The sequence below is a fragment of the Methylomonas sp. MK1 genome (genome assembly GCF_000365425.1).
GTDB lineage: Bacteria > Pseudomonadota > Gammaproteobacteria > Methylococcales > Methylomonadaceae > Methylomonas.
In genome coordinates this window covers 1,018,956-1,044,997 of sequence record NZ_AQOV01000001.1, presented here as the reverse complement: position 1 = coordinate 1,044,997, position 26,042 = coordinate 1,018,956, and the positions used below count along the sequence as shown (strand labels likewise).

Annotated in this window: 17 protein-coding genes and 1 pseudogene; 4 read left to right on the top strand and 14 right to left on the bottom strand. The window is 50.9% G+C overall.

The features are described from left to right. Positions 1-5: 5 nt before the first annotated feature. The 4 genes from ttcA to G006_RS0104800 form a co-directional block, all read right to left on the bottom strand. On the bottom strand, positions 6-863 hold the full coding sequence (gene ttcA / locus G006_RS0104815) for a tRNA 2-thiocytidine(32) synthetase TtcA (protein ID WP_020482032.1): 858 nt from the start codon (positions 861-863) through the stop codon (positions 6-8). A gap of 46 nt (positions 864-909) precedes the next feature. After that, complete coding sequence (gene fabB / locus G006_RS0104810; protein WP_020482031.1) at positions 910-2,130, bottom strand: beta-ketoacyl-ACP synthase I; 1,221 nt, start codon at positions 2,128-2,130, stop codon at positions 910-912. A 10-nt stretch (positions 2,131-2,140) separates the two neighbouring features. Further along, positions 2,141-2,656: a 3-hydroxyacyl-[acyl-carrier-protein] dehydratase FabA gene (gene fabA, locus G006_RS0104805; RefSeq protein ID WP_020482030.1), complete on the bottom strand. Its 516-nt coding sequence runs from the start codon at positions 2,654-2,656 to the stop codon at positions 2,141-2,143. A 77-nt stretch (positions 2,657-2,733) separates the two neighbouring features. Next, on the bottom strand, positions 2,734-4,650 hold the full coding sequence (locus G006_RS0104800; protein ID WP_020482029.1) for a transglycosylase SLT domain-containing protein: 1,917 nt from the start codon (positions 4,648-4,650) through the stop codon (positions 2,734-2,736). 103 nt (positions 4,651-4,753) lie between these two features. Here G006_RS0104800 and G006_RS0104795 point away from each other — a divergent pair, with 103 nt between their 5' ends. Beyond that, positions 4,754-6,550, top strand: coding sequence for an ABC transporter ATP-binding protein (locus G006_RS0104795; RefSeq protein ID WP_026146849.1), 1,797 nt, complete (start codon positions 4,754-4,756; stop codon positions 6,548-6,550). Beyond that, complete coding sequence (locus tag G006_RS0104790) at positions 6,550-7,380, top strand: PHP domain-containing protein (RefSeq protein WP_020482027.1); 831 nt, start codon at positions 6,550-6,552, stop codon at positions 7,378-7,380. The genes G006_RS0104795 and G006_RS0104790 overlap by 1 nt, the downstream gene beginning before the upstream one ends. On the opposite strand, the gene G006_RS24980 is transcribed toward G006_RS0104790, so the two are convergent. From G006_RS24980 to G006_RS29495, 10 genes and pseudogenes are all read right to left on the bottom strand, one after another. After that, complete coding sequence (locus G006_RS24980; protein WP_020482026.1) at positions 7,377-10,235, bottom strand: EAL domain-containing protein; 2,859 nt, start codon at positions 10,233-10,235, stop codon at positions 7,377-7,379. The two genes, G006_RS0104790 and G006_RS24980, sit on opposite strands and share 4 nt — an antisense overlap. A gap of 1 nt (position 10,236) precedes the next feature. Continuing rightward, complete coding sequence (locus G006_RS0104780; protein WP_020482025.1) at positions 10,237-12,381, bottom strand: two-component system response regulator; 2,145 nt, start codon at positions 12,379-12,381, stop codon at positions 10,237-10,239. Next, positions 12,381-15,125, bottom strand: a complete 2,745-nt coding sequence (locus G006_RS0104775) for a response regulator (RefSeq protein ID WP_020482024.1) — start codon at positions 15,123-15,125, stop codon at positions 12,381-12,383. Before G006_RS0104775 ends, G006_RS0104780 begins: the two co-directional genes overlap by 1 nt. A gap of 32 nt (positions 15,126-15,157) precedes the next feature. Further along, positions 15,158-15,787 carry a YfiR family protein gene (locus G006_RS0104770; RefSeq protein ID WP_152428803.1) on the bottom strand — a complete coding sequence of 210 codons (630 nt, stop codon included), beginning with the start codon at positions 15,785-15,787 and terminating at the stop codon, positions 15,158-15,160. Between the two features lie 42 nt (positions 15,788-15,829). Next, positions 15,830-17,899 carry a TonB-dependent receptor plug domain-containing protein gene (locus G006_RS0104765; RefSeq protein WP_020482022.1) on the bottom strand — a complete coding sequence of 690 codons (2,070 nt, stop codon included), beginning with the start codon at positions 17,897-17,899 and terminating at the stop codon, positions 15,830-15,832. Positions 17,900-17,912: 13 nt separating this feature from the next. Further along, positions 17,913-19,880, bottom strand: coding sequence for a TonB-dependent receptor plug domain-containing protein (locus tag G006_RS0104760; protein WP_020482021.1), 1,968 nt, complete (start codon positions 19,878-19,880; stop codon positions 17,913-17,915). Positions 19,881-20,237: 357 nt separating this feature from the next. After that, a complete protein-coding gene (locus tag G006_RS0104755) occupies positions 20,238-20,498 on the bottom strand; it encodes a DUF2024 family protein (RefSeq protein ID WP_026146846.1) in 261 nt (86 codons plus the stop codon). Positions 20,499-21,624: 1,126 nt separating this feature from the next. After that, positions 21,625-22,101 carry a hypothetical protein gene (locus G006_RS0104750; RefSeq protein WP_020482019.1) on the bottom strand — a complete coding sequence of 159 codons (477 nt, stop codon included), beginning with the start codon at positions 22,099-22,101 and terminating at the stop codon, positions 21,625-21,627. Between the two features lie 278 nt (positions 22,102-22,379). Continuing rightward, on the bottom strand, positions 22,380-24,170 hold the full coding sequence (locus tag G006_RS0104745; RefSeq protein ID WP_020482018.1) for an NACHT domain-containing protein: 1,791 nt from the start codon (positions 24,168-24,170) through the stop codon (positions 22,380-22,382). A gap of 64 nt (positions 24,171-24,234) precedes the next feature. Then, positions 24,235-24,776, bottom strand: a pseudogene (locus G006_RS29495) (REP-associated tyrosine transposase). A gap of 513 nt (positions 24,777-25,289) precedes the next feature. Here G006_RS29495 and G006_RS0104740 point away from each other — a divergent pair. Together G006_RS0104740 and G006_RS0104735 are read left to right on the top strand one after the other, a co-directional pair. After that, positions 25,290-25,634 carry a nucleotidyltransferase family protein gene (locus G006_RS0104740; RefSeq protein WP_020482017.1) on the top strand — a complete coding sequence of 115 codons (345 nt, stop codon included), beginning with the start codon at positions 25,290-25,292 and terminating at the stop codon, positions 25,632-25,634. Next, a complete protein-coding gene (locus tag G006_RS0104735) occupies positions 25,631-26,035 on the top strand; it encodes a HEPN domain-containing protein (RefSeq protein ID WP_020482016.1) in 405 nt (134 codons plus the stop codon). Before G006_RS0104740 ends, G006_RS0104735 begins: the two co-directional genes overlap by 4 nt. The last annotated feature ends 7 nt before the right edge of the window (positions 26,036-26,042 follow it).

Below are 26,042 nucleotides of genomic sequence, written 5' to 3'. Positions count from 1 at the left end.
CGTGGTTAGCGTTCGAGGATGTCCAGTCCTGCTTCGTCCGAGACGACACGCGGCAGACTTGCCTCGGGATCGCGGCGCAGGCCGGCAAAATCGAACAAGCTGGCGTCGGCCATTTGCGACGGTGCGATATTTTGCAGGCTGGCGAAAATGGTTTCGATACGGCCGGGGAATTGTTTATCCCAACCGTTCAGCATTTGCTTCATCGCCTTGCGTTGCAGATTTTCTTGAGAACCACACAGATTGCAGGGGATGATGGGAAATTGCTTGAACGCCGCGAAGCGGTTGATATCTTTTTCCCGGCAATAAGCCAGTGGCCTAATCACGATGTTTTGTTTATCGTCGCTGAGCAGTTTCGGCGGCATGGCTTTTAGCTTGCCGGCGTAGAACATGTTCAGGAAGAAAGTCTCGATAATATCGTCGCGGTGGTGGCCCAGCGCGATCTTAGTGATCTTATGTTCCTTGGCAAATCCATACAAAGTGCCACGGCGTAACCGGGAGCATAGGCTGCAAGTGGTTTGGCCTTCCGGGATGATGCGCTTGACGATGCTGTAGGTATCGTGCTCAATGATGTGGTAGGGCACGCCTATCGATTGCAGATATTCCGGCAGTACATGTTCCGGGAAACCCGGCTGTTTTTGATCCAGGTTGACGGCGATAATCTCAAAATTAATCGGCGCGGTTTTCTGCAAGTTCAGCAGAATGTCCAACATCGTGTAAGAGTCTTTGCCCCCGGACAGGCATACCATCACCTTATCGTCGGGCTCTATCATGTTGAAGTCGGCGATGGCTTCGCCAACGCAGCGTCTTAGGCGTTTTTGCAGTTTGTTAAACTGGGTACGGGATTTGTGCTCTGGATCTGACATGGATGCGGTGAAAGGCGGCTGAAACTGGTGTTCCAGCCGCGCAAAATTAGCCGTTATAGCGTTGGAAAATCAGCGTGGCGTTGGTGCCGCCGAAACCGAAGCTGTTGGACATGATGGTGTTGAGCGTGACGTTATCCCGATATTCTCTAACTATCGGAATGCCCGCCGCACCAGGGTCAAGCTGGTTGATATTGGCCGACGCGCTCAGGAAATTTTCTTCCATCATCAGTATGGAATAAATGGCTTCGTTGACGCCGGCCGCACCCAAAGCATGTCCGGTCAGGGATTTGGTTGAGCTAACGGCTGGTACGCCATCGGCGCCAAACACCTCGCGCATCGCTTCCAATTCGCGGGTATCGCCAACCGGGGTGCTGGTGCCGTGCGCGTTGATGTAGTCTATTTTATTGGTGACGGTAGCCAAGGCTTGTTGCATGCAGCGCACCGCGCCTTCGCCGGAAGGTTGTACCATGTCGTAGCCATCGGATGTGGCGCCGTAGCCGACCAACTCGGCATGGATTTTGGCACCGCGCGCTTTAGCGTGTTCCAGTTCTTCTATCACCAGCACGCCGCCGCCGCCGGAGATGACGAAGCCGTCGCGGGTTTCGTCATAGGGGCGTGATGCCGTGGCTGGCGTGTCATTATATTTTGAAGACAGTGCGCCCATCGCGTCGAACATCACCGACATAGTCCAGTGCAATTCTTCGCCGCCGCCAGCGAAAACGATGTCTTGTTTACCCAGCTGAATCAATTCCATCGCATGGCCGATACAGTGGGCGCTGGTCGCGCAAGCGGAGCTGATGGAGTAGTTTACACCTTTGATTTTGAAAGGCGTCGCCAGACAGGCCGTGTTGGTACTGGACATGGCGCGTGTCACCATGTACGGACCGACTTTTTTTACGCCTTTGGAGCGGAGAATGTCGGCAGAGTCTACCAAGTTGGACGTTGACGGTCCGCCGGAACCCATGACTAAACCTGTGCGGACATTGGAGATTTGCGACTCTTCCAAGCCGGAATCGGCGATAGCTTGTTCCATTGCCAGGTAATTGTAGGCTGCGCCGTCGCCCATAAAACGTTTAACTTTACGGTCTATCGCTTCATCCAGGTCAATGTTGACCGGGCCGTGCACATGGCTGCGAAAGCCCATCTCGGCATAGACCGGCGCGTGAACGATCCCGGAACGGCCGGTTCTCAAAGAATCGACCACTTCGTCTCGGTTGTTGCCGATGCTGGAAACTATCCCTAAACCTGTTACAACTACGCGTTTCATGACGGTTTCCTTAGAAATCTTGGGTGGACGTAAACAAGCCGACTCGCAAGTCGGTCGCTTCGTAGATTTGTTTGCCATCGACTTCCATCGTGGCATCGGCGATGCCCATAACCAGTTTGCGCAAAATCACACGTTTCAAGTCGATTTTATAAGTCACTTTTTGGGCTGTCGGCAGCACCTGTCCGGTAAATTTAACTTCGCCGCAACCCAGCGCGCGACCTTTACCAGGGCCGCCCAACCAACATAAATAGAAGCCGACCAATTGCCACATCGCGTCTAAACCAAGACAGCCAGGCATGACCGGGTCGCCTTGAAAATGGCAGTCGAAAAACCATAACTCGGGCGTGATATCCAACTCGGCGATGATTTCGCCTTTGCCATATTTGCCGCCTTCATCGGAAATATGGACGATGCGGTCCATCATCAGCATATTGGGAAGCGGTAGCTGCGCGTTGGTCGGACCGTATAATTCACCTCGGCCGGACATTAATAATTCTTCGCGCGTGAAACTGTGCTGCTTCTCCATCTTAATTTTTACCTGGTTGGTGGGTTCAAAAACTGCGGCATTATCTAATAACCGGCTTAAAAAATCAGCTCAATTTTTCATCCAGGCGTTACCTCGCGCAACAGATCGTCGATCTTTAAGCTATCGCGTTGCAGGCGCTGCTGGTAGATCAAGCTATACATCAACACCGATGCCACATAACCCCGCGTCTCTTTATAAGGTATGGTTTCGATCCAGATGTCGGCTGGTAGCTTGCGGTTTTCCGGTAGCCAGCGCTTAACTTTGTTGGCACCGGCATTATAGGCAGCGGTGGCCAATGCGACATGTCCATTGAATTGGCGTAGGAGTTTTTTCAAATAAAACGCGCCGTACTTGACGTTGAGTTCCGGTTTAAACAGGCTGTAGTCGCTATCCCAACTATCGCGTAAGTCGGCGGCGATTTGGCGACCGGTGTTCGGCATGACCTGCATCAAACCTTTAGCGCCAGCCGGCGAGTCGGCCAATTCGTCGAACGCGCTTTCCTGGCGGATCAAACCCAAAATTAAAGCCGGATCCAATTGTTGCGCGGTGGCGTTATTTTGGATTGGCTGGACATATGCCAATGGAAAACGCAGATTCACATCGTCCCAATGGTTGGCCTTGGCTATCGTGGCAATTGCTAGGGCCGGACAATTCGCTTGTTGTGCCAGTTTTGCCGCCACTGGTAATTGACTACTGTCGAGTTTGGCTATCGCGTACCACCATTGGCGTTTGGCTTCCGGTTTTTTGTCGATAGCGAGTAGTTCAGAAAACACCTGAAAATCCAGTCGATTTTGTAAAGTCTCGAGGTCCTTGATGGATACCGCCAACGGTCTATCGACTAGCTCGATGGCTTGCCTTAATTTGCCGGCCGCCAGAAAACCGTAAAAACTGCGATTTTTTGCCAGCTGTTGAAATAAGGTATTAGCTGCTGCGCTCTGGTCTGTTTCCGCCAAACCGCGAGCTTGCCAGTACTGCCATTTTTCCCGAGATTTTTCTTCGTCGTTCAGGCCGGCAATCGCGGTAGCGACATCTGGCCAGTTTTGTCTAGTCAATGCGGCTCTGACCCGCCATTCCCGCGCCGACTCGTCGCTATTTTCCAGTCGCGACAAACGTTCGTAGGCGCGACTGTCGTGTTTTAAGGCCAACGCGATAGCAATGCGTTTTTCGATAAAAGCGGCCGTTGCCGGCGCGATGGCGATTTGCGATTTATTACTGTCCCAAGCCGTCATGGCCGCTTCAACGTTGGTTTCCAACCAGCGATCAATCGCATGGGCAAACAACTCGCCCGCTTGTTCGGGGTATTCGCGCCAGCCAGTCTCCGATGCAACGCTTTCAGGCTGCCGGTGCAGCTTTAACCAGGTGTTGGCCAGATTGAGTTCCGGGCCGCTGAGGAAACGGGTCATGTAGCTTGCCAGGCTTTGGTTGTCACGTTTGAGTGCGGCGTGAAATCGTTGGTTTATCAGTTCATTATTAAAATACGGCGATGTTTTATAAACGTCGAACAAGGCATCGCAGTTATCCGGTTGGGTTTTACCACTCAACCATAAGGCGCGGGCCTGATTGAATGCTTCCAAAGTTTGGCCGGTTTGGAATTGAGCCAGGCCGGCGTAGCATTGCAGCTCGGGATCGTCACTGCCTTGGTAATAGTTCAACAGCACTAGCCACTGTTGCTTTTTGCCTAAAGCCAGCAACCACTTTTGCCGTAGCCCCGCCGCGTAACGGCTGGCGGCGTGGTCGTTTAAAAACTGTTTGATGTCGGTATCGGCATCCAGATGATTTTTTAGCCATTGGTATTGCAGATAAGGATACAGCGGGTAGCCTTTCAGGCCAGAAGCCAGCGTGAAATATTCGGCATCGCGATTCTGGTCAAGCGCTTGCTCGGCGCGCAAAAATTGCTGACGTTGGGCGGCTAAAGAGATTTCATCCGCCTGGGCACTGTTCGGCAAAACGCCGGTCAGAGCGGCAAGCATTAAAAAACACGGGATAAAATGCATATCAATTTCCACGACAGCCGAGACTAAACCCTGTGCAAGAAGTTTTTGCAAAGTGGGTCGGGCCATTATAATCGTTAAACTTCATCGAATTTGTTTCATTACCTTGAAAACCTCACACCGCGCGGCGCAAGCCGAATATTCCTGGCAGTACATCTACAGCATCGCTAAGCAGCATAAAAAACAACTGATCAACGGGCATTTAGTCGCCATATTGGCAACCGTTGCCAGCGTCCCGGTGCCCTTATTGATGCCCTTATTGGTAGACGAGGTTTTGCTCAACCATCCGGGCGTAGTGCTGAATAGTCTCAACCCCTGGCTGCCGGGCGAGTGGCGGCAACCCATTGTTTATATAGCCATTATTTTACTGGTCAGCTTGCTGTTGCGCTTGTTTGCCTTGATTCTTAACATTATGCAGACCAGGCAGTTTTCCAATATTGCCAAGGATGTGATCTTTCGTATCCGCGAAAGTTTGGTGAAGCACTTGCAACATATTTCGATGTCCGAATATGAAAGCCTGGGCAGCGGTACGGTCAGCTCGCACATGGTGACCGACTTGGACACACTGGATAATTTTATTGGCACCACGATCAGTAAATTACTGGTGGCGGTCCTGACCGTGTTCGGCACAGCGTTGATTCTGCTGTGGATGCATTGGCAGCTGGGTTTGTTCATTATCTTTTTAAATCCGCTGGTGATTTATCTGGCCAGGGCGGTTGGCTCCAGGGTCAAGGAATTAAAAGCCAACGAAAACAAGGCCTACGCGATATTCCAGCAAGCTTTGAGCGAAACCCTGGAAGCGATCCATCAAATCCGCGCCAGCAACCGCGAAGAGCACTATTGTCGGCAATTGATAGGCAGCGCGCTGGCGGTGAAAAATCACTCGACCATCTATGCCTGGAAAAGCGACGCGACGGTGCGTCTAAGCTTTTTGACCTTCTTATTCGGCTTCGACATATTCCGCGCCACTGCGATGCTGATGGTGTTGTATTCCAACCTGACCATAGGCGAGATGCTGGCGGTATTCGGTTATCTGTGGTTCATGATGGCGCCGGTGCAGGAGATTCTGAGTATTCAACAGTCTTTTTATGCTGCCAAAGCCGCGCTGGCCCGCGTTAATCAGCTGACCCTGTTGCAGCGCGAACCCTATTATCCGCATTTGCAAAACCCGTTTACCGGGCGTAAAACCGTGTCGGTCAGCGTTAAGAATCTGCATTTTAGTTATAAGGACGAACCGGTACTAAACGGTATTAATCTGACCATACCGGCCGGCGAGAAAATTGCATTGGTCGGAGCCAGCGGCGGCGGCAAGTCCACTTTGGCACAAACCCTGATCGGCCTATATCCGCCGGGCAGCGGTATGATTTATTTCGACGGCGTACCGCTGGATCGGATAGGCTTGGACGTCGTGCGCGAGCACGTCGCCACAGTATTGCAACATCCGGCTTTGTTAAACGATACGATACGCGCCAACCTGACCTTGGGCCGGGAGATTGCCGACCCGGAATTGTGGCGGGCCTTGGAGATTGCGCAAATGAAGCTCACCGTCGAGGAACAGCCGCAAGGGCTGGATACTGTGGTGGGGAGACAAGGCATGCGTTTATCCGGCGGCCAACGACAACGTCTGGCCATCGCCCGGATGATAGTCAGCCAGCCGGCGGTGGTGATTCTCGACGAAGCCACGTCGGCGCTGGATAGTGAAACCGAGTATAAACTGCACCAAGCCCTGAGCACCTTTTTGGAAGGCCGCACCACCATTATCATCGCGCATAGGCTCAGTGCCGTGAAACAGGCCGATCACGTGTATGTCTTCGAACAAGGCCAGATTTGCGAACAAGGCAAACACGATTCCTTGATTCAACAAAACGGCTTATACGCCAAACTTTACGGTGATTACCAATAGTGTCGGAATTATACGATTTACACAGTCATTCCACGGCGTCCGACGGCGCTTTGTCGCCCACCGAGCTGGTACTACGCGCCCGACAACAGGGTGTTACCGCACTAGCCCTGACCGATCACGACACGACTGCCGGCTTAGACGAGGCTACTCTAGCCGCCGCACAAGCGGGCATCCGCTTGATTCCCGGCATCGAATTGTCGGCCAGTTTTGAAAGCCATTGTTTGCACATTGTCGGTTTAAACATCGATCCGCAGCATCCCGGTTTACTCGAAGGTATTGCCAAGCAACAACTGATTCGCGACCAACGTGCGCAAAAAATTGCCGAAAAGCTAGCGAAGAAGGGCATAGCCGATGCCTACCCAACTTTAAAACAAATCGCCGGTAACGGCGAAATCACCCGCCTGCATTTTGCCGATTTTCTGGTTAATCAAGGTTTTGTCGAAACCCAGCAGGACGCCTTTGACCGTTATTTGAGCAAGGGCAAGCCCGCTTATGTGCCGACGGTTTGGGCCAGTCTGGCCGATTGCGTCGGCTGGATACGGGCGGCGGGCGGCGTGGCGGTGTTGGCGCATCCTCTGCGCTACAAACTCAGCAGCAAATGGATCAACAAGGCCTTAATCGCTTTTAAGGCCGCTGGCGGTCAGGGGATAGAAGTGGTGACCGGGCGTGCCAGCATCGACGATATTCGCTTAAGTTATTTGCATGCCAGCAAACATCAATTGCATGCGTCTATGGGTTCGGATTTTCATGCACCGGGCAATCAATGGCTGGAGCTGGGGCGTCTGGCGGCCTTGCCGGAGGGCGCCAGGCCGATTTGGCAATTATTTTAAGCGAGCGGTTTTGGGTAATCAGGCGTAAACAGCTGGGCGAATTCGTCGGCGGGCAAGGGTTGATTCCAATAAAAGCCTTGAGCTTTGCGGCAACCGAGTAGACTCAGTTGCTCGGCTTGCTCCTTAGTTTCCACACCTTCGGCCAAGGTCAGCAGGCCCAGCGTATCGCCCAATTGCAGGATGGCTTTAACGATAGCGGTGTCTTCGGCTTTACCGGAAGTCAAATCCCGGATAAACGATTGATCGATTTTTAGTTTATTCACCGCAAAGCGTTTTAAGTAACTGAGCGAGGAATAACCGGTGCCGAAATCGTCGATGGCAAAGCTGACGCCCAAGCCGCGCAGCTGGGCGATGGTGTTGATCACCGCATTGGTGTCGAACATCAGTACCGATTCGGTTAATTCCAACTCTAAATACTGAGGTTCCAGGCCGGACTCAGCCAGTGCGGCTTGCACCGATTCCAGTAAATTGCCGCGTTTAAACTGTAGGGCCGAGATATTGACGGTAACCAGCAGTTTAATGCCGGCATCGTGCCAGACTTTGTTTTGCCGACAGGCTTCGCGTAACACCCAGTCGCCAATCGGTACGATCATGCCGTTATCTTCGGCGATGGGAATGAACTTGGCCGGCGGGATCATCGCGCTGTTTTCCGGTTGCCAGCGCAGCAAGGCTTCCGCGCCGATCACCATGTTGTTGTGTATGGAATATTGCGGCTGATAGTGCAGCCGCAATTCGTTGCGCTTCAAGGCCATGCGCAGACCGTTCTCGATATTCATCCGCTCGATCGATGCCAGATTCATATCGTTGGAAAAGAAGCGGAAAGTATTGCGGCCTTCGTTTTTGGCCGAATACATCGCCGTGTCGGCTTTGTTGAGTAAACCGTGAAAATTCAGGCCGTCATTGGGATACAAACTGACGCCTATGCTGAAGGAGGTGCAGAGGGTGACACCTTCGATCACAAAGGGTTGCGTCAGCTGATCGAGAATTTTCAGCACAATTTGGGTGATCGCGTCAATGTCGGGAATGTCGGTGAGGATAATGATGAATTCATCGCCGCCTTGCCGGCAAACCGTGTCCACCTCGCGCACACATTGCACCAGGCGCTCCGCTATGCCTTGCAGCAAGCGGTCGCCGACATCATGGCCCATCGTATCGTTAATGTTCTTGAAATGATCCAGGTCCAGAAACAGCAAACCGACCAGTGTGTTGTTACGTACGGCATGGGCCATGGCCTGATCGAAGCGGTCGCGCAACAAGGTGCGATTGGGCAGGTTGGTGAGCGGATCGTGACGCGCCAGATATTCGATTTGCGCTTCGGCGGCCTTGCGCTCGGTAATGTCCGAAAAAATGCCGATGTAATGGCTGATCATCCCATCGGTGTTGTACATCGCAGAAATACCTAACCACGCCGGATAGGTCTCGCCGTTCTTGCGGGTATCCCAAATTTCGCCTTGCCAGTAGCCGTTTTCGCGCAAGGCCTGCCAGATGCGTTGATAGTGGTTGAGGTCAAGATGACGCGCATCGAGAATTGAGGGCGTTTGCTGAAGCACTTCTTCGGCTCTGTAACCGGTAATAGTCGTGTAGGCCTGATTGCTGGACACGATGCGGGTATCCGGATCGCACAGGAAAATGGCCTCGCCGCTGTTTTCGAACACTTTGGCCAGCAAATTCAGGCGTTCGGCTGCCGTTTTACTGTCGGTGATGTCGGTGTGGGTGCCAAGCATGCGCACCGGCTGATTATTGGCGTCGCGCTCGACGATACTGCCTATCGATAATATCCATTTCCAACTGTCGTCGGCACAACGCTGCCGGTATTCCAAGCGATATTCTGCCAGTTCCCCGGCAATGTACCGCTGGTAAGTGTCGGAAACGCGCTGCCGGTCATCAGGATGCAAGCGCATTATCCAGCTGTCGATAGTAGCGTCGAAACTGGCGGGGTCGTAGCCGAGCATGCTGGCGTATTCCGCGTTGGTGATCATATTTCCGGTTTGTGGATTGAGATCATAAAAACCTTGTTTGGCTGCCTGCATGGACAGCCGCAAGCGTTCCTCGCTATCGGCGAGGGCTTGCTGGGTGCTGCGCATTTCGGTGATGTCGTGAGCCAGGCCGTTCACTGCAACCACACGACCGTGATCGTCGAGCATAGGTGACTCATTGAGGCTGAGCACACGCAGACTGCCATCCTTACTACGCACTTCCACTTCGTAGTTCGGTGGTTTGATGCCCGCCAGGCATTGCTCGGTGTAGGTTCTGGCAAGCCGATTGATCGGGTTGTTGGTCGCGATATCGAAACAGTCGCAATATAGTTCGTCGGGTTTGTAGCCGAGGATATGCTCCACCGAAGGACCTAGATAAGTAAAAATACGCTCGGTATCGTGGGAATACAGAAAGTATTCGTTACCGATGCTTTCCACCAAATCCCGGAAGCGTTGTTCGCTTTGCTTGAGTAGACTTTGTTGTTCTATAAGGCTTTGCGTGGTGCGGTGCGAACGCAACACATAGCTGATGCGATGCGGCAACAGCGGCCATTGGATGGGTTTGCCGATAAAATCGGTAGCACCCAGCCGAAAGGCGTCTTCCACTGCTTGCGTATCCTCGATAGCCGTCATCATGACAATCGGTATATTTTTGTCGCTGGCGGCACGCATGCCTTGCAAGCAAGTGAAACCATCCATCTCCGGCATCATCACGTCCAGCAGAACCAAATCCGGCTCCGCTGCGATAAATTGTTCCAGTCCGGCCCGGCCGTTTTCGGTTTCGATCAGTTCGTAGCCGTCGGCTTGCAACATTTGCCTGACCAGCAGACGGACCATCGGATCGTCGTCGACTAACAGGATGCGCGGCTTGGCGGACATGTCAGACTTTGTCGGCTAACAAGCGTTGCGCATTGAATGCACGTACAAATGCTGCAAACTCATTGGCGGGCATGGGCTTGTTGTACAAAAAGCCTTGCACTACCTCGCAACCACTGTCCAGCAGGAAGTTGGCTTGATCTTCATTCTCCACGCCCTCCGCGACGACTTCCAGCGACAGCGCGTCGGCCAGCGCCAATATCGCCGCGGTAATCGCCATATCGTCTTCATTGTGCGGAAGGTCGCGGACAAAGCAATGATCGACTTTCAATTCCGAGATAGGCAGTTTTTTCAAATAAGACAAGGATGAATAACCGGTACCGAAGTCGTCGATACTGATTTTGACGCCCAGAGCTTGCAATTCCCGTAGCGTGATTAAGGCGTCGTCGATATGGTCGAGCAAAATGGTTTCGGTCAGTTCCAGCTTGAGGTAGCGCGGTTCCAGGCCGATGCCGGTCAATACTTCGCGGACATGATTGCCAAAGCCGTATTGTCTGAATTGAGTGGCTGATACATTCACCGCCATGATCAGCCCTTGGCTTAGTCCCGATTGTTGCCAGTGCAAAGTTTGCCGGCTGGCATTTTCCAGCACCCAATCACTGATTTGGCCAATCAAGCCGGAATCTTCGGCAATCGGAATAAATTGCGAGGGGCCAATTAAACCCAGCTCCGGGTGCTGCCAGCGAATCAAGGCTTCGCAACCGACGACTTGTTGGCGGCGGATATTGATTTTGGCTTGATAGTAAAGCTGTAATTCATGGCGTTCTATGGCCCGGCGCAGGCTGTTTTCCATCGCCAGTTTATGAAACGCGGCAACATTTAGCGATTTACTGAAAAACTGATAATTGTTATGGCCGTGTTCGCTGGCATGGTTCATCGCAAACTCGCCGTTTTTGATGAAACTGTCTTCATCCTGGCCGTCCCCCGGATAGACGGCGATGCCGATATTGATTCCCAGAAACAGCTCCGTGTTCTCCACCGGAAAAGCGTGCTGCATTATCTGAAAAATCCGCTTAGCCACTTTGACGCTATCGCGGGTGTCCTCGATATGATTCAGCAATACGGTAAATTCGTTACCGCCCAGCCGGGAGACCGTCATGTCCGCTAAATCGTAATCGGCATTGATGGAGATGTAGTCGCAATCCCTAATTTCGGCCAGTAAGCGCTCGGCGAACAATTTCAACACCTGATCGCCGATTTTCGGGCCCAGCGTCTCGTTGATGCGTTTGAAACGATCAATACTGATAAATAAAGTTGAAATGACCGTGCCGTAGCGCGTGCAATAGGACATCGCTTGCGCCAGAACTTCCTTGAACAGCGTCCGGTTGGGCAGGCCGGTTAAAGGGTCGTAGTAGGATAAAAGCCTTACCCGTTCTTCTATGTGCCGGCGTTCGGTAATATCTTGCAGCGTACCGTGGATATGGCTTACCTGCCCATCGGCGATCACGGGTTTGCCTTGAATATGAATCACTTGGTTGGCGCCATCGTGATGTGTAATCGGCAATTCCAGGCGAAAACTACGCTGGTTTTTTACGCACAGATCGATGGCTTGTTGCAGTTTGCCGACTTCCGTTTGCTGCATGGATTTGTATAAGTCGCGGCATTTATGTTCGAACGATGACCGATTCGTGCCGAGGATATTAAAGACTTCTTCCGACCATTGCATGTTATCGTCGGCAACAGACCAATACCAGCTGCCCAGTTGCGCTATTTTTTGCGCTTGACGCAGTTCCGCTTCGCTTCGGGCCAGTTCCTCTAACGTGGCAACCGAGCGCAGCAAGTAACGTAAGCGGTGCGGCAAGGTCGGCCAATTGAGAGGTTTGGGGATAAAGTCGGTCGCGCCTAATTGAAAGGCGCGATTGACCGATTCGAGGTCGTCCATGCCGGTCAGCATTACTACGGGCAACAAGCTGTTGCCGGGCATGTTTTTGATGGCTTGCAGGCAGTCGAAGCCGTTGAGGTCCGGCAACATAACGTCCAGTAATACCAGATTAGGCCGTTCGCTGGCTGCCAATGCCAAGCCTTGCTTGCCGCTAGCTGCGCAAATGACATCAAACGCTTCTCTTTGCAGAATTTCTTGCAACATCAGACGGACCATATCGTCGTCGTCTATCGCTAAAATCAGGCTGCGTGCAGGTAATCGTGCCATTATGAAAGTTTGAGTTGCGAAAGCCGCTGGAGGATTTCTTTATATTCTGTTTGCAGGCATTCGGCAACCCGGCTATCGAATTGCAAAGTGTTGTTCCGCGCCGCATTTTCAAGCGCACGAGCCTGTTCCGCCAAGTTTAGTGCGCCAATGTTGGCGGCGGCCGATTTTAAACTATGCGCGGCATGCCGCACTGTTTCGGTATTGCGGTCCAGCAGGCCGGAGCGGAGTGTCGCAATATGTTGCTCGGCATTCGTCCTAAACAAGGCCAATACATCCTCGACCAGCGCGCTGCCGCCAATTTCCCGCAAGGTATTCAGCGCAGACGGGTCGAGGGTTGCGTCAATCGATTTAATCTCGGGTGCGGGTGTATTGATGGCTGTTGTGGGTAGCGGGGCTACCAATGCCTGGATTTTGTCTTGCAAGGTTTTTTGTAAAAACGGTTTACTAAGATAATCATCCATGCCGGACTGCAAACAGCGTTCGCGATCACCTTCCATGGCGTTGGCGGTGAGGGCGATGATGGGGATTCGGGGCAAATTGCGGCTGCTTTCCCGATTGCGGATGTGTTGGGTTGCGGTGTAACCATCCATGACCGGCATCATGCAATCCATTAGGATTAGATCGACAGGCTCGCGGCTGATAATATCCAGCACTTCCCGGCCGTTATTCGCCAGCGACAGGGTGTAGCCTAGCTGGCGCAACATGGCGCTGCACACTTTCTGGTTAACCGGATTGTCCTCGGCCAGCAGGATTCGAATTGTTCTTGGGGCCGAGGCCGGCACACTGATCGATTGCGGTTTTTGCGACATTAACCCGAGCAGCGCATCTTGCAGGGTGCGCCTGTGTATAGGCTTGTGGAGGTAGAGGTCGCAGGCGCTGCCGCGAATCTTGGCTAATACGTCTTCGTCGTTGCTGGAGGTGATGATGACGATGCGGATACTGGCAAATCGCCAGTCGATACGAATTCGTTGGGTTAATTCGACGCCGTTCATGCCTAGCATTTTCATGTCCAGCACGGCAATGTCGAAAAATAGACCCAAGTGTGCCGACTGATCGAGAATCTCCAGGGCATGTGCGCCATTTTTGGCGACGCGGGTAAACATCCCAAAATCGGTCAAGTGATTTTCCAGGATTTTCGCATTGGTGGCGTTATCTTCCACCAGTAAGACCTGTTTGCCTTGCAGATCGTTGCCGGGCAAGGTGGCGGGCAGGGCTTCGTTAGCTTGGCGGAGCGGGATGTGTAGGGTGAATACCGAGCCGCTGTTCGCGATGCTTTGCACCTGGATATTGCCGCCCATCAATTCGCTCAGTTCCTTGCTGATCGCCAATCCCAGGCCGGTACCGCCGTATTTGCGGGTCGTGGAGCCGTCAGCTTGACTGAAGGATTTGAATAAACGGGCTTGGGTGTCCGGGGGGATGCCGATGCCGGTATCGCTGATGCAAAACTCCAGACACATGCTGTCGGCCGACTGGCAGCGATCCGGGGCGGCAACGTTGACCTGCATTTTCACCGAGCCGGCTTCGGTAAATTTGATGGCGTTGGACAGCAAGTTGGTAAGTATTTGCCGTAAGCGATAAGGATCGCCTCTCACGTCGCGCGGCACCCGGTTGTCGACGGTACAAACCAGTTCGATATTTTTGCTGCTGGCGCGTTCGAAGAATAAGGCGGCGAGTTGGTCGGTGATATTGATCAAGTTAAAATCGATTTCTTCCAGCTCCAGTTTGCCGGCTTCGATTTTTGAAAAATCCAGAATGTCGTTGATTACGGTCAACAGTGAATCGGCGGAACTGAACACGGTTTCGGCGTATTGGCGTTGGGTGGTGTCCAGGTCGGTGCCCAACAGTAATTCGGTCATGCCCAGTACACCGTTCATTGGTGTGCGGATTTCGTGGCTCATGGTTGCCAGAAATTGCGACTTGGCGATATTGGCGGCTTGGGCATCGAAGACGGCCTGACGCAGGTCGGCGGTGCGTAGATCGACTTGTTTTTCCAGGTTGCCGCGCTGATTTTCCAGTTCGGCATCGCGTTGTTGTACCCGCTCTATCATCTGATTGAAGCTTCTTACCAATTCACCGATTTCGTCCTCGCCTTCGCCTTGGGCGCGTACCATGTAGTTGTTGTCCCTGGATACCTGTTTGGCCAAGGACGACAAACGGATCAGCGGCGCGGCAATCGATTCCGCCAAGCGCCGTCCGAAAAAAACGGCCAGAATAAACGACACTACCATCACCAAAAAAATTTGGCCCAGACTGATAATCACCATACGCCACATGGGCTTTAAGTCGAGCTGCAAGCGCAAGGTGCCGATCACGTCGCCGTTATCGTCGGGTAAGGGGTTCAAAATTACCTGGCTCAATATCCGCAGGCCTTGATTGCGTTGTTGTTGTTCCGCATCGCCCAAGGTGGCGGGGAAACTGTCCGGTGCGGCCTTGGCGGGGTAATGGGCGAAAATTTCGCCGTCGTTTTTGTAGAGCTGCGCGGAGATGATTTCGGATTTGCCGCGTAATGTTGCCAGAATCTCGGTGCCGGTTTTGGTGTCGCCAAACAGCAGCGCGGCGTTGGCATTAAAACCGATCATTTTGCCGAGCGAACGCACCTCCATTGACAGTTCTCGCCGCTCCTGCCAGATATGGGTCATGCTGGTAATTAACAAGGTAAACAGCAGAGCCAATGCCAAGGTGATGGCTTGCAAGCGTTGTAGCTTGTAGGTCATCGGCAGATTGGCCAGTTTGTCGCGAATCATGGGTGGCGTTGAGATGTCGTCTGCATGCGGGCTTATTTACCGGCCAAAATGTTTTTAGCCAGTTTCAGCAGCTGGGCGCTGATTCGCGTGTTGCCGGCATTGGCGGTTTCTAAGTTAATCTCGAAACTGAGCCGATTGCCGTCCTGGATCAAACCTATGGTGCCGCCCTGGTTGATAAACCCTGATTTGTCGCTGACGCTGACCACCGGCGAGCCTTTTAATTCGCGTGCATAATCGCCCGGATTGTCGGCGGTATCGATAAAGATCAGATGGCAGGACTTCAAATCTTTGGCTGCTATATTGCGGATGATGTCCAAGGGCTTGCCGTTCACCGTTTTGCCTTCCAACATCAACAAATGGTCGCCGAAATCGGTATGACTGCTCAGGCACAAGGTATAACGATTCGGCGCGGTTGCCGACTCCGGCCATTCGATAAACTTAAAGAAATTGTATAAAAACGCCACTTTCACCGCTGCTTCGCTGGCGGCTTCGGCTTGGCATAAATGGCTGCTAAGCAGTAAGGGTAGCAACAGCATTTTGCTGAGTAGCGCGATAGGCGCGAATCTTGGTTTTTCCGCAGGGCGCCGGCACGACGCATCGCAGCCGCAATTTCGGCACGATCCGCACAATCTTGCATAACGATGGCGCAAGATTCGCTTCATATTCGACACCTGTTCTTTGCGGTATGCATAGTGTCGGGCCGCTTAAAAGTCCCAGCGCAAGGTGCCGTATACCTCGCGTTGCACGGCTGTGGCGGTGGAAAACATATCCGAGCCGTATTCGAAATGACTGCTATTGAGCAAATTTCGGCCCACTAGCGCCAGTTCCACGCCCGCGCCCAAATCCCATCCCAAACGTGCATCCAGGTCCTGATAGGCTCTGGACTGATCGCCGTTTAGACCGGTCGCGTCGGAATAGCGCCAATTCAGATCCAGCTTGAGTTGTGGGGAGAATTGGTACATAGACCAGAGCATGGCTTTGTGGGCCGGGTAGCTGTCTCCCGATATAAGGCTAGTGTTTGTCGGTGCCAGCGGGGATAGGCGAAAGCGTTCTTCTTCGTGGCTATAAGTGGCGCGCAGTTTCCAATCTTCAGTCGCTTGCCAATCCAGACTGATTTCCCCACCGTAGACTTGCACATGCCCGTAGTTGTTGTAATCCAGGGTCTGTAGCAAGTAGCCGGCGAACCTTTGGATGTTAGGCGTCAAACTGACGTAATCGTCGTAGCTGTAATGATACAAGGCTATATCAGTGCTCAATTGGCGACTGATTTGGCCGCGCCAGCCCAGTTCGAAGCCGAGCATTTTCTCGGCGGTTAAATCGGGGTTGCCGTTTAGACTGCGCAGTACAGGCACGGTATTGCCGCGTATCGTGTATGGCTGGGTTTGCAGACCGTAGGAAATATTCTGCTCGACCCAATTGGGCGTGCGTACCGAGCGGGATACCGAACCCCAGAACGAATGCTGTTCGTCGGGCGTCCACAGCAAGCGCGCGTTCGGCTGCACTTCGAATTGTGTGACCGGGTTGTGTTCCAGCTTACTGCCCAAGGTCAAATGCCAACGCTCAGGTACCAAAGTAATATCGTCCTGTGCAAACAGGCTGTAGATACGGTCGGTTCGATTGTTGGCATTCATCGAGATTTGCGGGCTATCCTGAAAGTTATTCAGGTTATATCGGACGCCAGCGCCCCAAACCAACATATGGCTATCATTTAGTTTGTAGTTATGCTGAAAATCGACGTCGATATTGTCGATTTGATATTCGGAATCCAGGTAGGGCGATTTGCGGCTGTGTCTGTCCCAATACATGCGCAAGACGGTATTGGAGTCCGTGCTTTGATGTTGTTCCCAGCGCCCTTGAATGTAGTGGCCGGAGAATAATTGATCGGTGGGTAAGGTGCGCGAGTAGGGCGGCGCGAGCACCGGCGTCAGCTGGGATGTCAGCGAGGGGAATTGTTGCAGTGCGCCATTGCTCTCGCCGAGAAACGCATCGCCTTGCAGACTTAGTTTATTGGTAAAGTCGATGGCTTTATCGTAACGGAAGCCGATTTTGCTCATCTCGCCTTCGTCGCCGGCCTTAGCGCTGCTGCCCAGGGTTTTTGAGTCGCTGTAGTTAGCGTAGCGGCCGTAGACTTTTAGATAGGCGTCGCCGCCCAAATCGGCGCCGTAGCGCAGGCCACCGCCGTAGCGTTGGGTACCGACATGACTCGATACCAAACCACCTTGCGTGTCTTTAGCCGATTTGGTAATGATGTTGATGACGCCGTTGACCGCATTGGCGCCCCACAAGCTGGCGCCGGGGCCGCGGATGACCTCGATACGCTCGATGTCTTCCATCATCACATCTTGTTGATCCCACCATACCCCGGAAAATAGCGGGTTATAAACGCTGCGGCCATCTACCAAAACCAGTAATTTGTTGACAAACTGGCTACTGAAGCCGCGCATCGATACGGCCCATTTATTGCCGTCAACTTTAGCGACATGCATGCCCGGCACCACGCGCAACGCTTCCGGAATAGTGGTGGCGCCGGTACGGCGGATTTCGTCGCTGCTCAGTACGAATAGGGCGGCGGGTACGTGTTTGACATCGGTGGGGACTTTCATCACCGAGGTCACATCGAGATTCATTAATTGCTCGACGCTGAGGCCGGTCAAATCCGGTAAATTGTCGCGTTCAGGCTCTTGATTGGCGGCGTGTGAGGAGGGTTGTCCCAAACACAAAAGTGCTCCCAGGCCAATGGCCCAAGCTTTCGGTCGATAAAACGCCTTTTTCATATGATCGGCCCTTCTAAAACGTCAACTGTAGTTTCAAGCGAAATTCCCTGCCGTTCATTTGTAACAGGTCGAAACGGTCGCTGTTGATCAGCATTTCATAATGGCTGTCGAACAGGTTATAAACCCCAAAGGACACGTCCAGACCACGCAGTAAACGATCCGTGCTCAAATTCAGATTGACCAAATTGTAGGCATCGACTTCGCCGCCCTGGAATGTCTTGCGGTCGCCAATGTAAATATTCTCGATACCGAGTCGGACAAAATCGTCGAACAAAGGCTCAGCATAGTGTAATTTGAAAATATTTTGCGGCGAACCGGGTGCCCACACCCCGTGTCTGCCTTCGTTGGTAAATAAGCTGTAGGTGTACGAGGCCTTGAACATTCTGCCGCTGTCCCAACGTTTTTCCGCTTCCCATTCCGCGCCGTAAGCATGGTATTTGCCGACGTTATCCAACAGCGCCGTATCGGGATTGGCTTTCAGTAACTCGGTAATATCGTTGTAAAACAAGGAAACCAACAGTTTCAGCCCGGCATTCGAATGCCATTCTGTAATCGCTTCGTAGCTTCTGATTTGCTCTTCACGCAGCTCAGGGCTGACACCGTAATAGTATTTGTTGTAATCCAGATTCCAGGCATGCGGGGCACGAAATGTCGAGCTGTACAAGAGCTTGAAGGTGGTGTTCTCCAGAGGGTTCCATATCAAGCCCAGACGCGGATTGAGTTGCAGGCGTTTGAGCATGTGAGTCTGATCTAAGCGCAGCCCGGCACTGAAAACCAAATTGTCCAGTAACTGGATGTCGTCTTGAGCGTAGAGTTCGACGCGGTGGCCGCTGAGGTCGCTATCTTGGTAAATCTGATAAGGCTCGGTAACATAGCCGAATTGGCGTTGGGTTTGGTCGTATTGATATTCCAAGCCGAAAAGTAGTCTATGTCCGTCGAATACGCTAGTGGTTAGTTGCGCTTCGCCGCCCCACCAGCGGCCGCTGGTTTGGTCGTGATAAACGTAATTACCGAAGTCATTAAATGGGTCCTCGGCCATGTAATCGTAGCCCTGATAAAAACCCTTAGCCATGAACGAGGTCTTCGCGTTCAAGGCTTTTTCATATTTCAGATTGGTGAAAAATTGTCTGTCGTAAGTATGCGAGGTGGGATCGTTGAAAACGGCGCCGAAAGCCGCGGTCGGCACCCGTTTGTATCGATCGACAAAACCGCCGCTGAGGGTGAATTCTTCGAACTGCATGCGTCCGAACAAGCGGTCAGCCCGCTCGGTATCCATGTTATGTGCGATACCGTTATTGGTACTTGGGTCGTCGAAAGCCGGGAAATATAAATCTTCCACACCCTGGCTATCGTAATGTGATGCCGACACCAGCACATCGGTGCCGTTATCGAATTGCTTGCCATAACTGACACGGCCTTTATAGGTGTCGAAACTACCCACTTCGCCGGTCATTTGCGCGCCGTTCACAGCTTTACCTTTCTTGGTCACGACGTTGATCAAGCCCAAAAACGCGTTGGCACCGTAAATAGTGGAACCGGAGCCGGGGATAAATTCGATGCGCTCAACCAAATCCATATCCAGCATGAATTCCTGGCCGATATTGCCGGAGTCGAAGATATTTTCGTTCATGCGTTGGCCGTCGATCATGAACAACACGCGGGAGTTATAGTCGCCGGACTGAATGAAGCCGCGCACGCCGACGAAACTATAGTTGCGATCATTGCTGGTAAACAAGCCGCGCATGCTGTTCAGCGCCTCCGCCAACGTGCGCCAGCCGAACGTGCGAATGTCGTTTGCCGTTAAAATCGAAACCGAACTAGGGGCTTGACTGGCTTTTTGACCGAGCCTGGAGGCGCTGATGATTTCCACATTCAGCAACTGCTCGATAGAGAGTTCGGTTAAATCTTCCGGGGCCTTGTCGAGCGCCTGTGCTGTGGCCAAGGGCACCAGTAAAATACTGAGTGCGATTAGCGCGCGCATCCAGAGTCTTGTCTGAGGGATGATGTTGACATTAATGAGGACTGGGCTCGGCTTGGTGCGTACCAGTGGAAGGTTAACGCGGAAATGGAAATGCGGCTATTTTACAATAGATTACGGATATTCAGCCTAGTTTGATTTTTATTCTGGCGTTTTTTTTGACAGGAATCTATCCAAGATACTCGAAAAGATCGGCTGATTGGCTAAAAAATCGTGGGAACAGTTTATTAGAGAAGTGACATTTGTAAGCTCTTATCCCTTAGCGTCCAACAGGTTTTCGCAGCAAACTGGAGAAAACCTGTGGCATCGCAAAATCGCTTCAAGTCAAGCGGATCTGGTGTTCTCACCCATTAGTAGAGGCTAAGAAGGACACCCTTCCATTTTATAAATGAAGTAACCCTGCCGATTTATGGTTTCAATCACGTCAACCGGCGCTTGTTGAGTGTGGCAAAAACGACATTCCTTGCTGGATACCACCGCGTCGGTTTCGCCGATTGACGTCAACCACCGCTTGGCATACCGAATAGCTTGCTCACTGTCTTTGCTGGCGGTGAATACATCAAAGTGCATGATGTGGTTATCGCGGGCTTTAACATAGGTATCGTAAACGTGGATTTCCATCAAAAACTCCTGGGTGAAAAAAATAAAAATTGGCTCATGCCATAAAACAAGCGGCCATATGGAAAGCTGTGCATACACATGTCAATCCCTGACGGTTTGACCGTGGGAATTGCCCGACAAGGTCATGGCAAATATGCCGGGATGACGGATTTACATCCGTCATCGTCAGAGATCCGCGAAACCGTTCCCCTTGGGGTGAAAACGCCTCTACGGACTCAGTAAAATTCTATACTAATATCGATTCGATATAAAATGCTTTTCATTATTCTTATCCAGCTACTCGCAAATGCCTCATCGGATTCAGCGGCGCTCTGAACCAATAGATAGTCAAGGAAACGGACAAGTCTTACTTGAGTATTTGTACGTTCAGCAAATAGCGGGTGATTTTTGCTCGGACGGAAACCGTGCTGCCATTCCAGGATTGCTTCGAATAACCAAAGCCACAAATAGGTTAAAACTGACAAGCCAATGTAAAACTGCTATTTCAATCCTTACGGCGCTTGTTTGTTCAAGTTATTCCCCGCCCATTTGCGCTCAAGACACGCTTAAACAACACAGCAAAAATCTCCAAAATTGCATAGGCAACTAGCGTCAAGCCTTAAAGCGGCAGTTGGAACGCTTTCTCAACGCGGCGAGTAGGAGTGTGGATATGACGGATATGACCTAGCGCTTTTCCGTGCCTCGCAATTAGCGCCATGATTCGGTGCCGGAGACTATGTACCCAGATTAGCCGGTCAGCCGCAAGAAGGGCGGTATTTGCTTTGACGACGAGGCTGATTGCCATTCCCGCAAGCTTCGCGGAACCGTGCGCAAGTTGTTGAACAAATCACGCAAGGCATTTGTTTAATGCGGGCAACCTATTTGGCTTGCGTGCAAGCCGTTGAGGCTTGCGGTTTAGGATCTTGGCCTTGCGCATAAGCCATTTAGGCTAGCGCTTATGGCAAATAGCCTTGCCCGCAAGGCTATTTACGTTGCGGGCAAGGCATTTAGAATGGCGAGCAGCTCTTTTAAGCTCGCGGCTATTGCAAAAAGGCTTGCGAGTTATCCTTTCATCTAATCCGCCGTTGGATGGAGGTTAGCTGGCAAGCCGGAAAGCCTTGCCAGGGAGCCATTTTGCTTATAGTGCTTAGCTGGCGGGTTGGGTGGCTTGGGTTTTTGCCTTGGCGCCGCGGTTAAATCGCACAGACATCGCCTGCCGCAGCGTTTCCAAGCCTGCGCCCTTACCGGCGATTTTCAACGAGGCATAAGCATCCAGGCTAAAACTATAAATATCGCTGCCCAGCGCCATGTCGGTATCTTCGCCTCGGCTCAATAAATCGCGCAGGCGATGTAGGCGAGGGCGGAGTTTATCGAGAGTCACCAAATCGGCTTGTGCTTCGACGACATCGAGACCGGGCGGAATGGCATGAGTGTTTTGGGTGGCCACCGTCAGCGTCTGGCGGCAGAAAGCTTCGGTTTTATCACCCATCTTCAGGATGGTGCGGCGCTCATCCGGGGTTAAAACCAGGAAGCCGGCGAAGCGGTCTTCCAAGGTCTTTAGCGCAGCGTCTATGTCGGTCAGATCATTGTCGGAAAGGCTTAAAGAAATTAGATGTTGGCTCATGTTTATCTCCTTTTAGCGTGGCTGATACAGCGGATGATGGGGTGTGGTCCGCAGAACAAAAGCGTAGGCCATATTTGGAGAAGCGCGTGAATTTGTTTGCTACGAATTGACGGGCTTCGGTTAATTTTGATTTCTGCTTTGGCTTGCGATCGGCAAAGACCTATCTATCAGGGTGGATTTTTGAATGGCCGGTTACTGTCGGACATTGGTCGATTAACACTTAGCTAACCAGAAATCTAGGGTCGTAATCTGATATATTTTCCGAATACAGTAATTTTTTAAAATTGCAGTATGCTATCTGCGACCTCTTCTGCAGCAATCAGGCTTTTTTCGGCATTAATCAACTCTGTTTTAAATTGAGTTGCTTCAAATTTATTAGAAACACACCTACATAATTCCTCTTGAAGGTTACTGCTCGCAATAAAAGCATCTATTTCAAATATAAAATTACGGCTACTGTGTTGGTATCTTTCATATTCATCAACTCCGCAAAAATTAATGAAATCTGCAATTGCAGGCTTTTTCCCTTCTAGAAATTTAGTCACGACATTTCTTGTGAATTCCGAATAATCTCTGTGTATTACTGCATAAGGGGTATCTCCCCAAAACAGTTTAACAATATTTCCATCTTCTGTTACTTTTGTTTTGGAGTCAACTCCTATTATGTCTAATAGGGCTTTGTAAGTAATGTTTACTTGATTGTTAGCATCAAGACTTAAGGCATTGCGTTTAAACGGAATAAGGAAAAATTTTGTATAGTTTTTTTCGTCAATAGTGCCAAGGAAAGCTAATGAATTTTGCCATTTTCTATACTCGTTAAAATCTTTGATAATCAGTTGATAGAAACTCGCTTTTCTTTCATCACTCTGCCTAGTTAAAAAAACTGCAGAAAAATACTCTTGTATACTCTTATGCGAAAAAGAATAGTGGTCGAAACCATCTCTAACTATTAATGCAGTTATGTTTGTAATATCATCGATTAACAAATCCTCTTTGTTTTCACCAATTCTTTCGAGCTGTGCCGTTTTTTCAAGAAATGATCTAAAATTTTGCGCAGAGAACCTAGTACTGTTGTTCTTTAGTGAAACAAAACTTAAAGCCTCGAAGATGCGCTGCATTTGATAGTCGGTGAGTCCTGCTTTCCTTTCCCGCTCAAAACCGATTTTGAGCCTGTCATGCCTGTATAGCATCGTAGGAAAAATTATACTGTAAAATTCGGCTAGGCTATCGGGTTTAAACTGTCTTGCGTTGTACGTTATAGTAAATAGAGTTAACAGTAGAGGTGTATTCGTGACCTCTGTAAGAAAGGAATTTTCATCTAATATATTATTGATCGCTTGCGCTTGTTCTCCATTTTTGTATAAATGACTTACAAAATCCAATTGATCACTTTTCGACAGGGTTTCAATAATGTATTTTTGAAAATAAACAGATGCTCCCATTCCAGAGTCTGGTCTAGAAGAAACAATAATCCTTAGGTCTGGATAGGTTCTTGCAATTGTTTCTAGCTCTCTTGCAATTCTAAGTCTTTCAGAGTTTGGAATTTCATCAAATCCATCAAGGATGAATACTATTTTTTTTGACTTGGCAAGAAAGTCAAAGAGATCATCACTAAGATTCACTCCAAAATCTTTCATCGCTCGAAACAGTTCTTTCTTTAGTGATTCTTTATAACCAAGGTTTCGAAATTCGATAAAAATAGGAATGTGAGTACAAGCTGCTCCTTCATTTATGCATAACCAGCGCATATATAGGGACTTTCCCTGCCCAGGCCCACCCTCTATTAAAACATGCGTAGACGAAAAATAATTTACCGTTCTAACTATTATTTGATTTCTAAACGTTATGGCTTTTTCAAAAAATATCTTTTCTAGGTCAATTATTGAATCAGGATCGAGTATGGTTTTTATTTTTCCAACCCTCCCGATATTTTCTTTCAATGTCTCGAGTTTATGGATAGAGAATGCTTCCGAAATCTTTTCTTTCAACTTTTCTGTCGCAGTTTTGACCAACTCATCGACAATCCCATCGATCCCTTTACTTGCTCTTTGTATCATTTTTTCAAGCATCAATATTCCTTAGCTCGTAGGATGGGTAGAGGCGCTAGCCGAAACCCATTGAAATTATCATAGCTTATCCCAAATCCATTTCAGGATGCCTATCACACGCCCAATTTGGCGGGAGAATGCCGCGTTTGACGAAATCATGAAATGAAGAATACTGCCAATCGGCAACGCAACGGACATAGCCGTGTTTTACTGGATTGTAATGAATGTAGTCGACATGTTTGACGAAGTCGTCCTCGTTTCTAATTCGGTGCTCCCAAAATCGTCTTTGCCATTTGTGCCCGTTGGGTAAATACCGCGTTCCTGTTTGCGTTGGCGGCTTTTGGATATTCGTTCACCTTTTTCGATCTGTCCAGTAAAGCGGGTCTTAATTAGCCGCCAGCGGCAACTGAAATCATCGTCACCTTCCGGCAACGTCTAAATGGTATGGAGATGCTCCGGTAAAACAACAATCGCGTCAGTAGTAAACGGGTGTTAATCCTTCACGTTACGAAAAGACTCGCGAAGCAGTTCAATCTTATCAGTCAGCAATGTCCGATTTCGTTCCGCCAAATTGACTGTGAGGAAATAACAATCGCCTTTGAGGCGATGTCGGCGATATTCTGTCATATCCGTTTTATCAGCGTTTCGTTTGATGGGTTTCGTGTCGCTCTACCTATCCTACAGTGGGCAATTAGCTCACATACGGTCATTGGATAAACCCTGTTAGTTGTCTACGATGGGGTGATTGCGACGATTTGCTACTTCCAAAAGCCGTCATTCGCTAATGGCGTAATCTTATCGGAATCGTTGGCTGATAAGAGGAAATATGCAATTTATTGAATTCAATCTCGGCTGGTTCAGGCGACGGGTGGATTTTTCTGAGCCGGCACTGTGCGAATTCCGATCAAAATCCCCGCTCATTCCGATACAAACCCGCTTAAACTTTGCATGCCGGACGTTGACCAAAGGATAAGCGCGTAGCGGAACTGCGCCGGGCTGTGATCCAGCTTGTCGAACTTAGCGGGGCGTAGCGGCGAGTATATGTTAGGGGAGTAGCCAACATTAAGCGAAAATATCGATTCGTTAGGCATGGGCTAATAGTAAGATACGGCTTGGTTTTCCAGCGCATTACCTTTACCTATGCCCCCACGTCCAATCGACCCTAACACCCTAGCGGCTGCGCGGCTATTTACCAGTCGAACGGCTGGCCGCTTCCGTTTAGTCGGAGCGTTACTGTTCGGCAGCCGGGCGCGTGGGGATTATCAGGCGCAAAGCGACACCGACGTGGCGGTATTGTTATCCGGTGCGCCCGGTCCGTTCTTGGAAACCAAACTGGCTTTGGCGGACATAGCTTACGATGTATTGCTGGAAACCGGGGTGTTGATCCAGCCCTTGCCTATCTGGCAATCCGAATGGGATTGCCCGGAAAGCTCTGCGCATCCGCGCTTATTGGAAAATGTTAAACGCGACGGTGTGCCGTTATGAATGCCTGGGAATGGTTGCAAAAAGCCGAACGGGCGTTAGCATCGGCGCGCTTGCTGCTGGCCGATGGCGATAGTGAGGGTGCTTGCAACCGGGCGTATTATGCGATGTTCGAATCCGCGCAAGCGGCTTTGTCGGTCAGTGGCCGAATGATTCCCGCCGAGGCTTGTCGCACGCATAACGGCCTGATCACGCTGTTCAGTTTGCATTTGGTTAAGCCGGGCTTGATAGCGGTAGAACTTGGACGGTCACTGAATCGTGTCCAAGAAATTCGTTTGTTGGCCGATTACACTGGCGATGCGATTGATCTCAAACAAGCTGCGGATGCCGTCGCCCAAGCCGAGTGCTTTGTGAGCGGTATGCAAGACTATGTGGCAAAACTTGACGGCCCGGAGCCAGGTTAATTCTCGC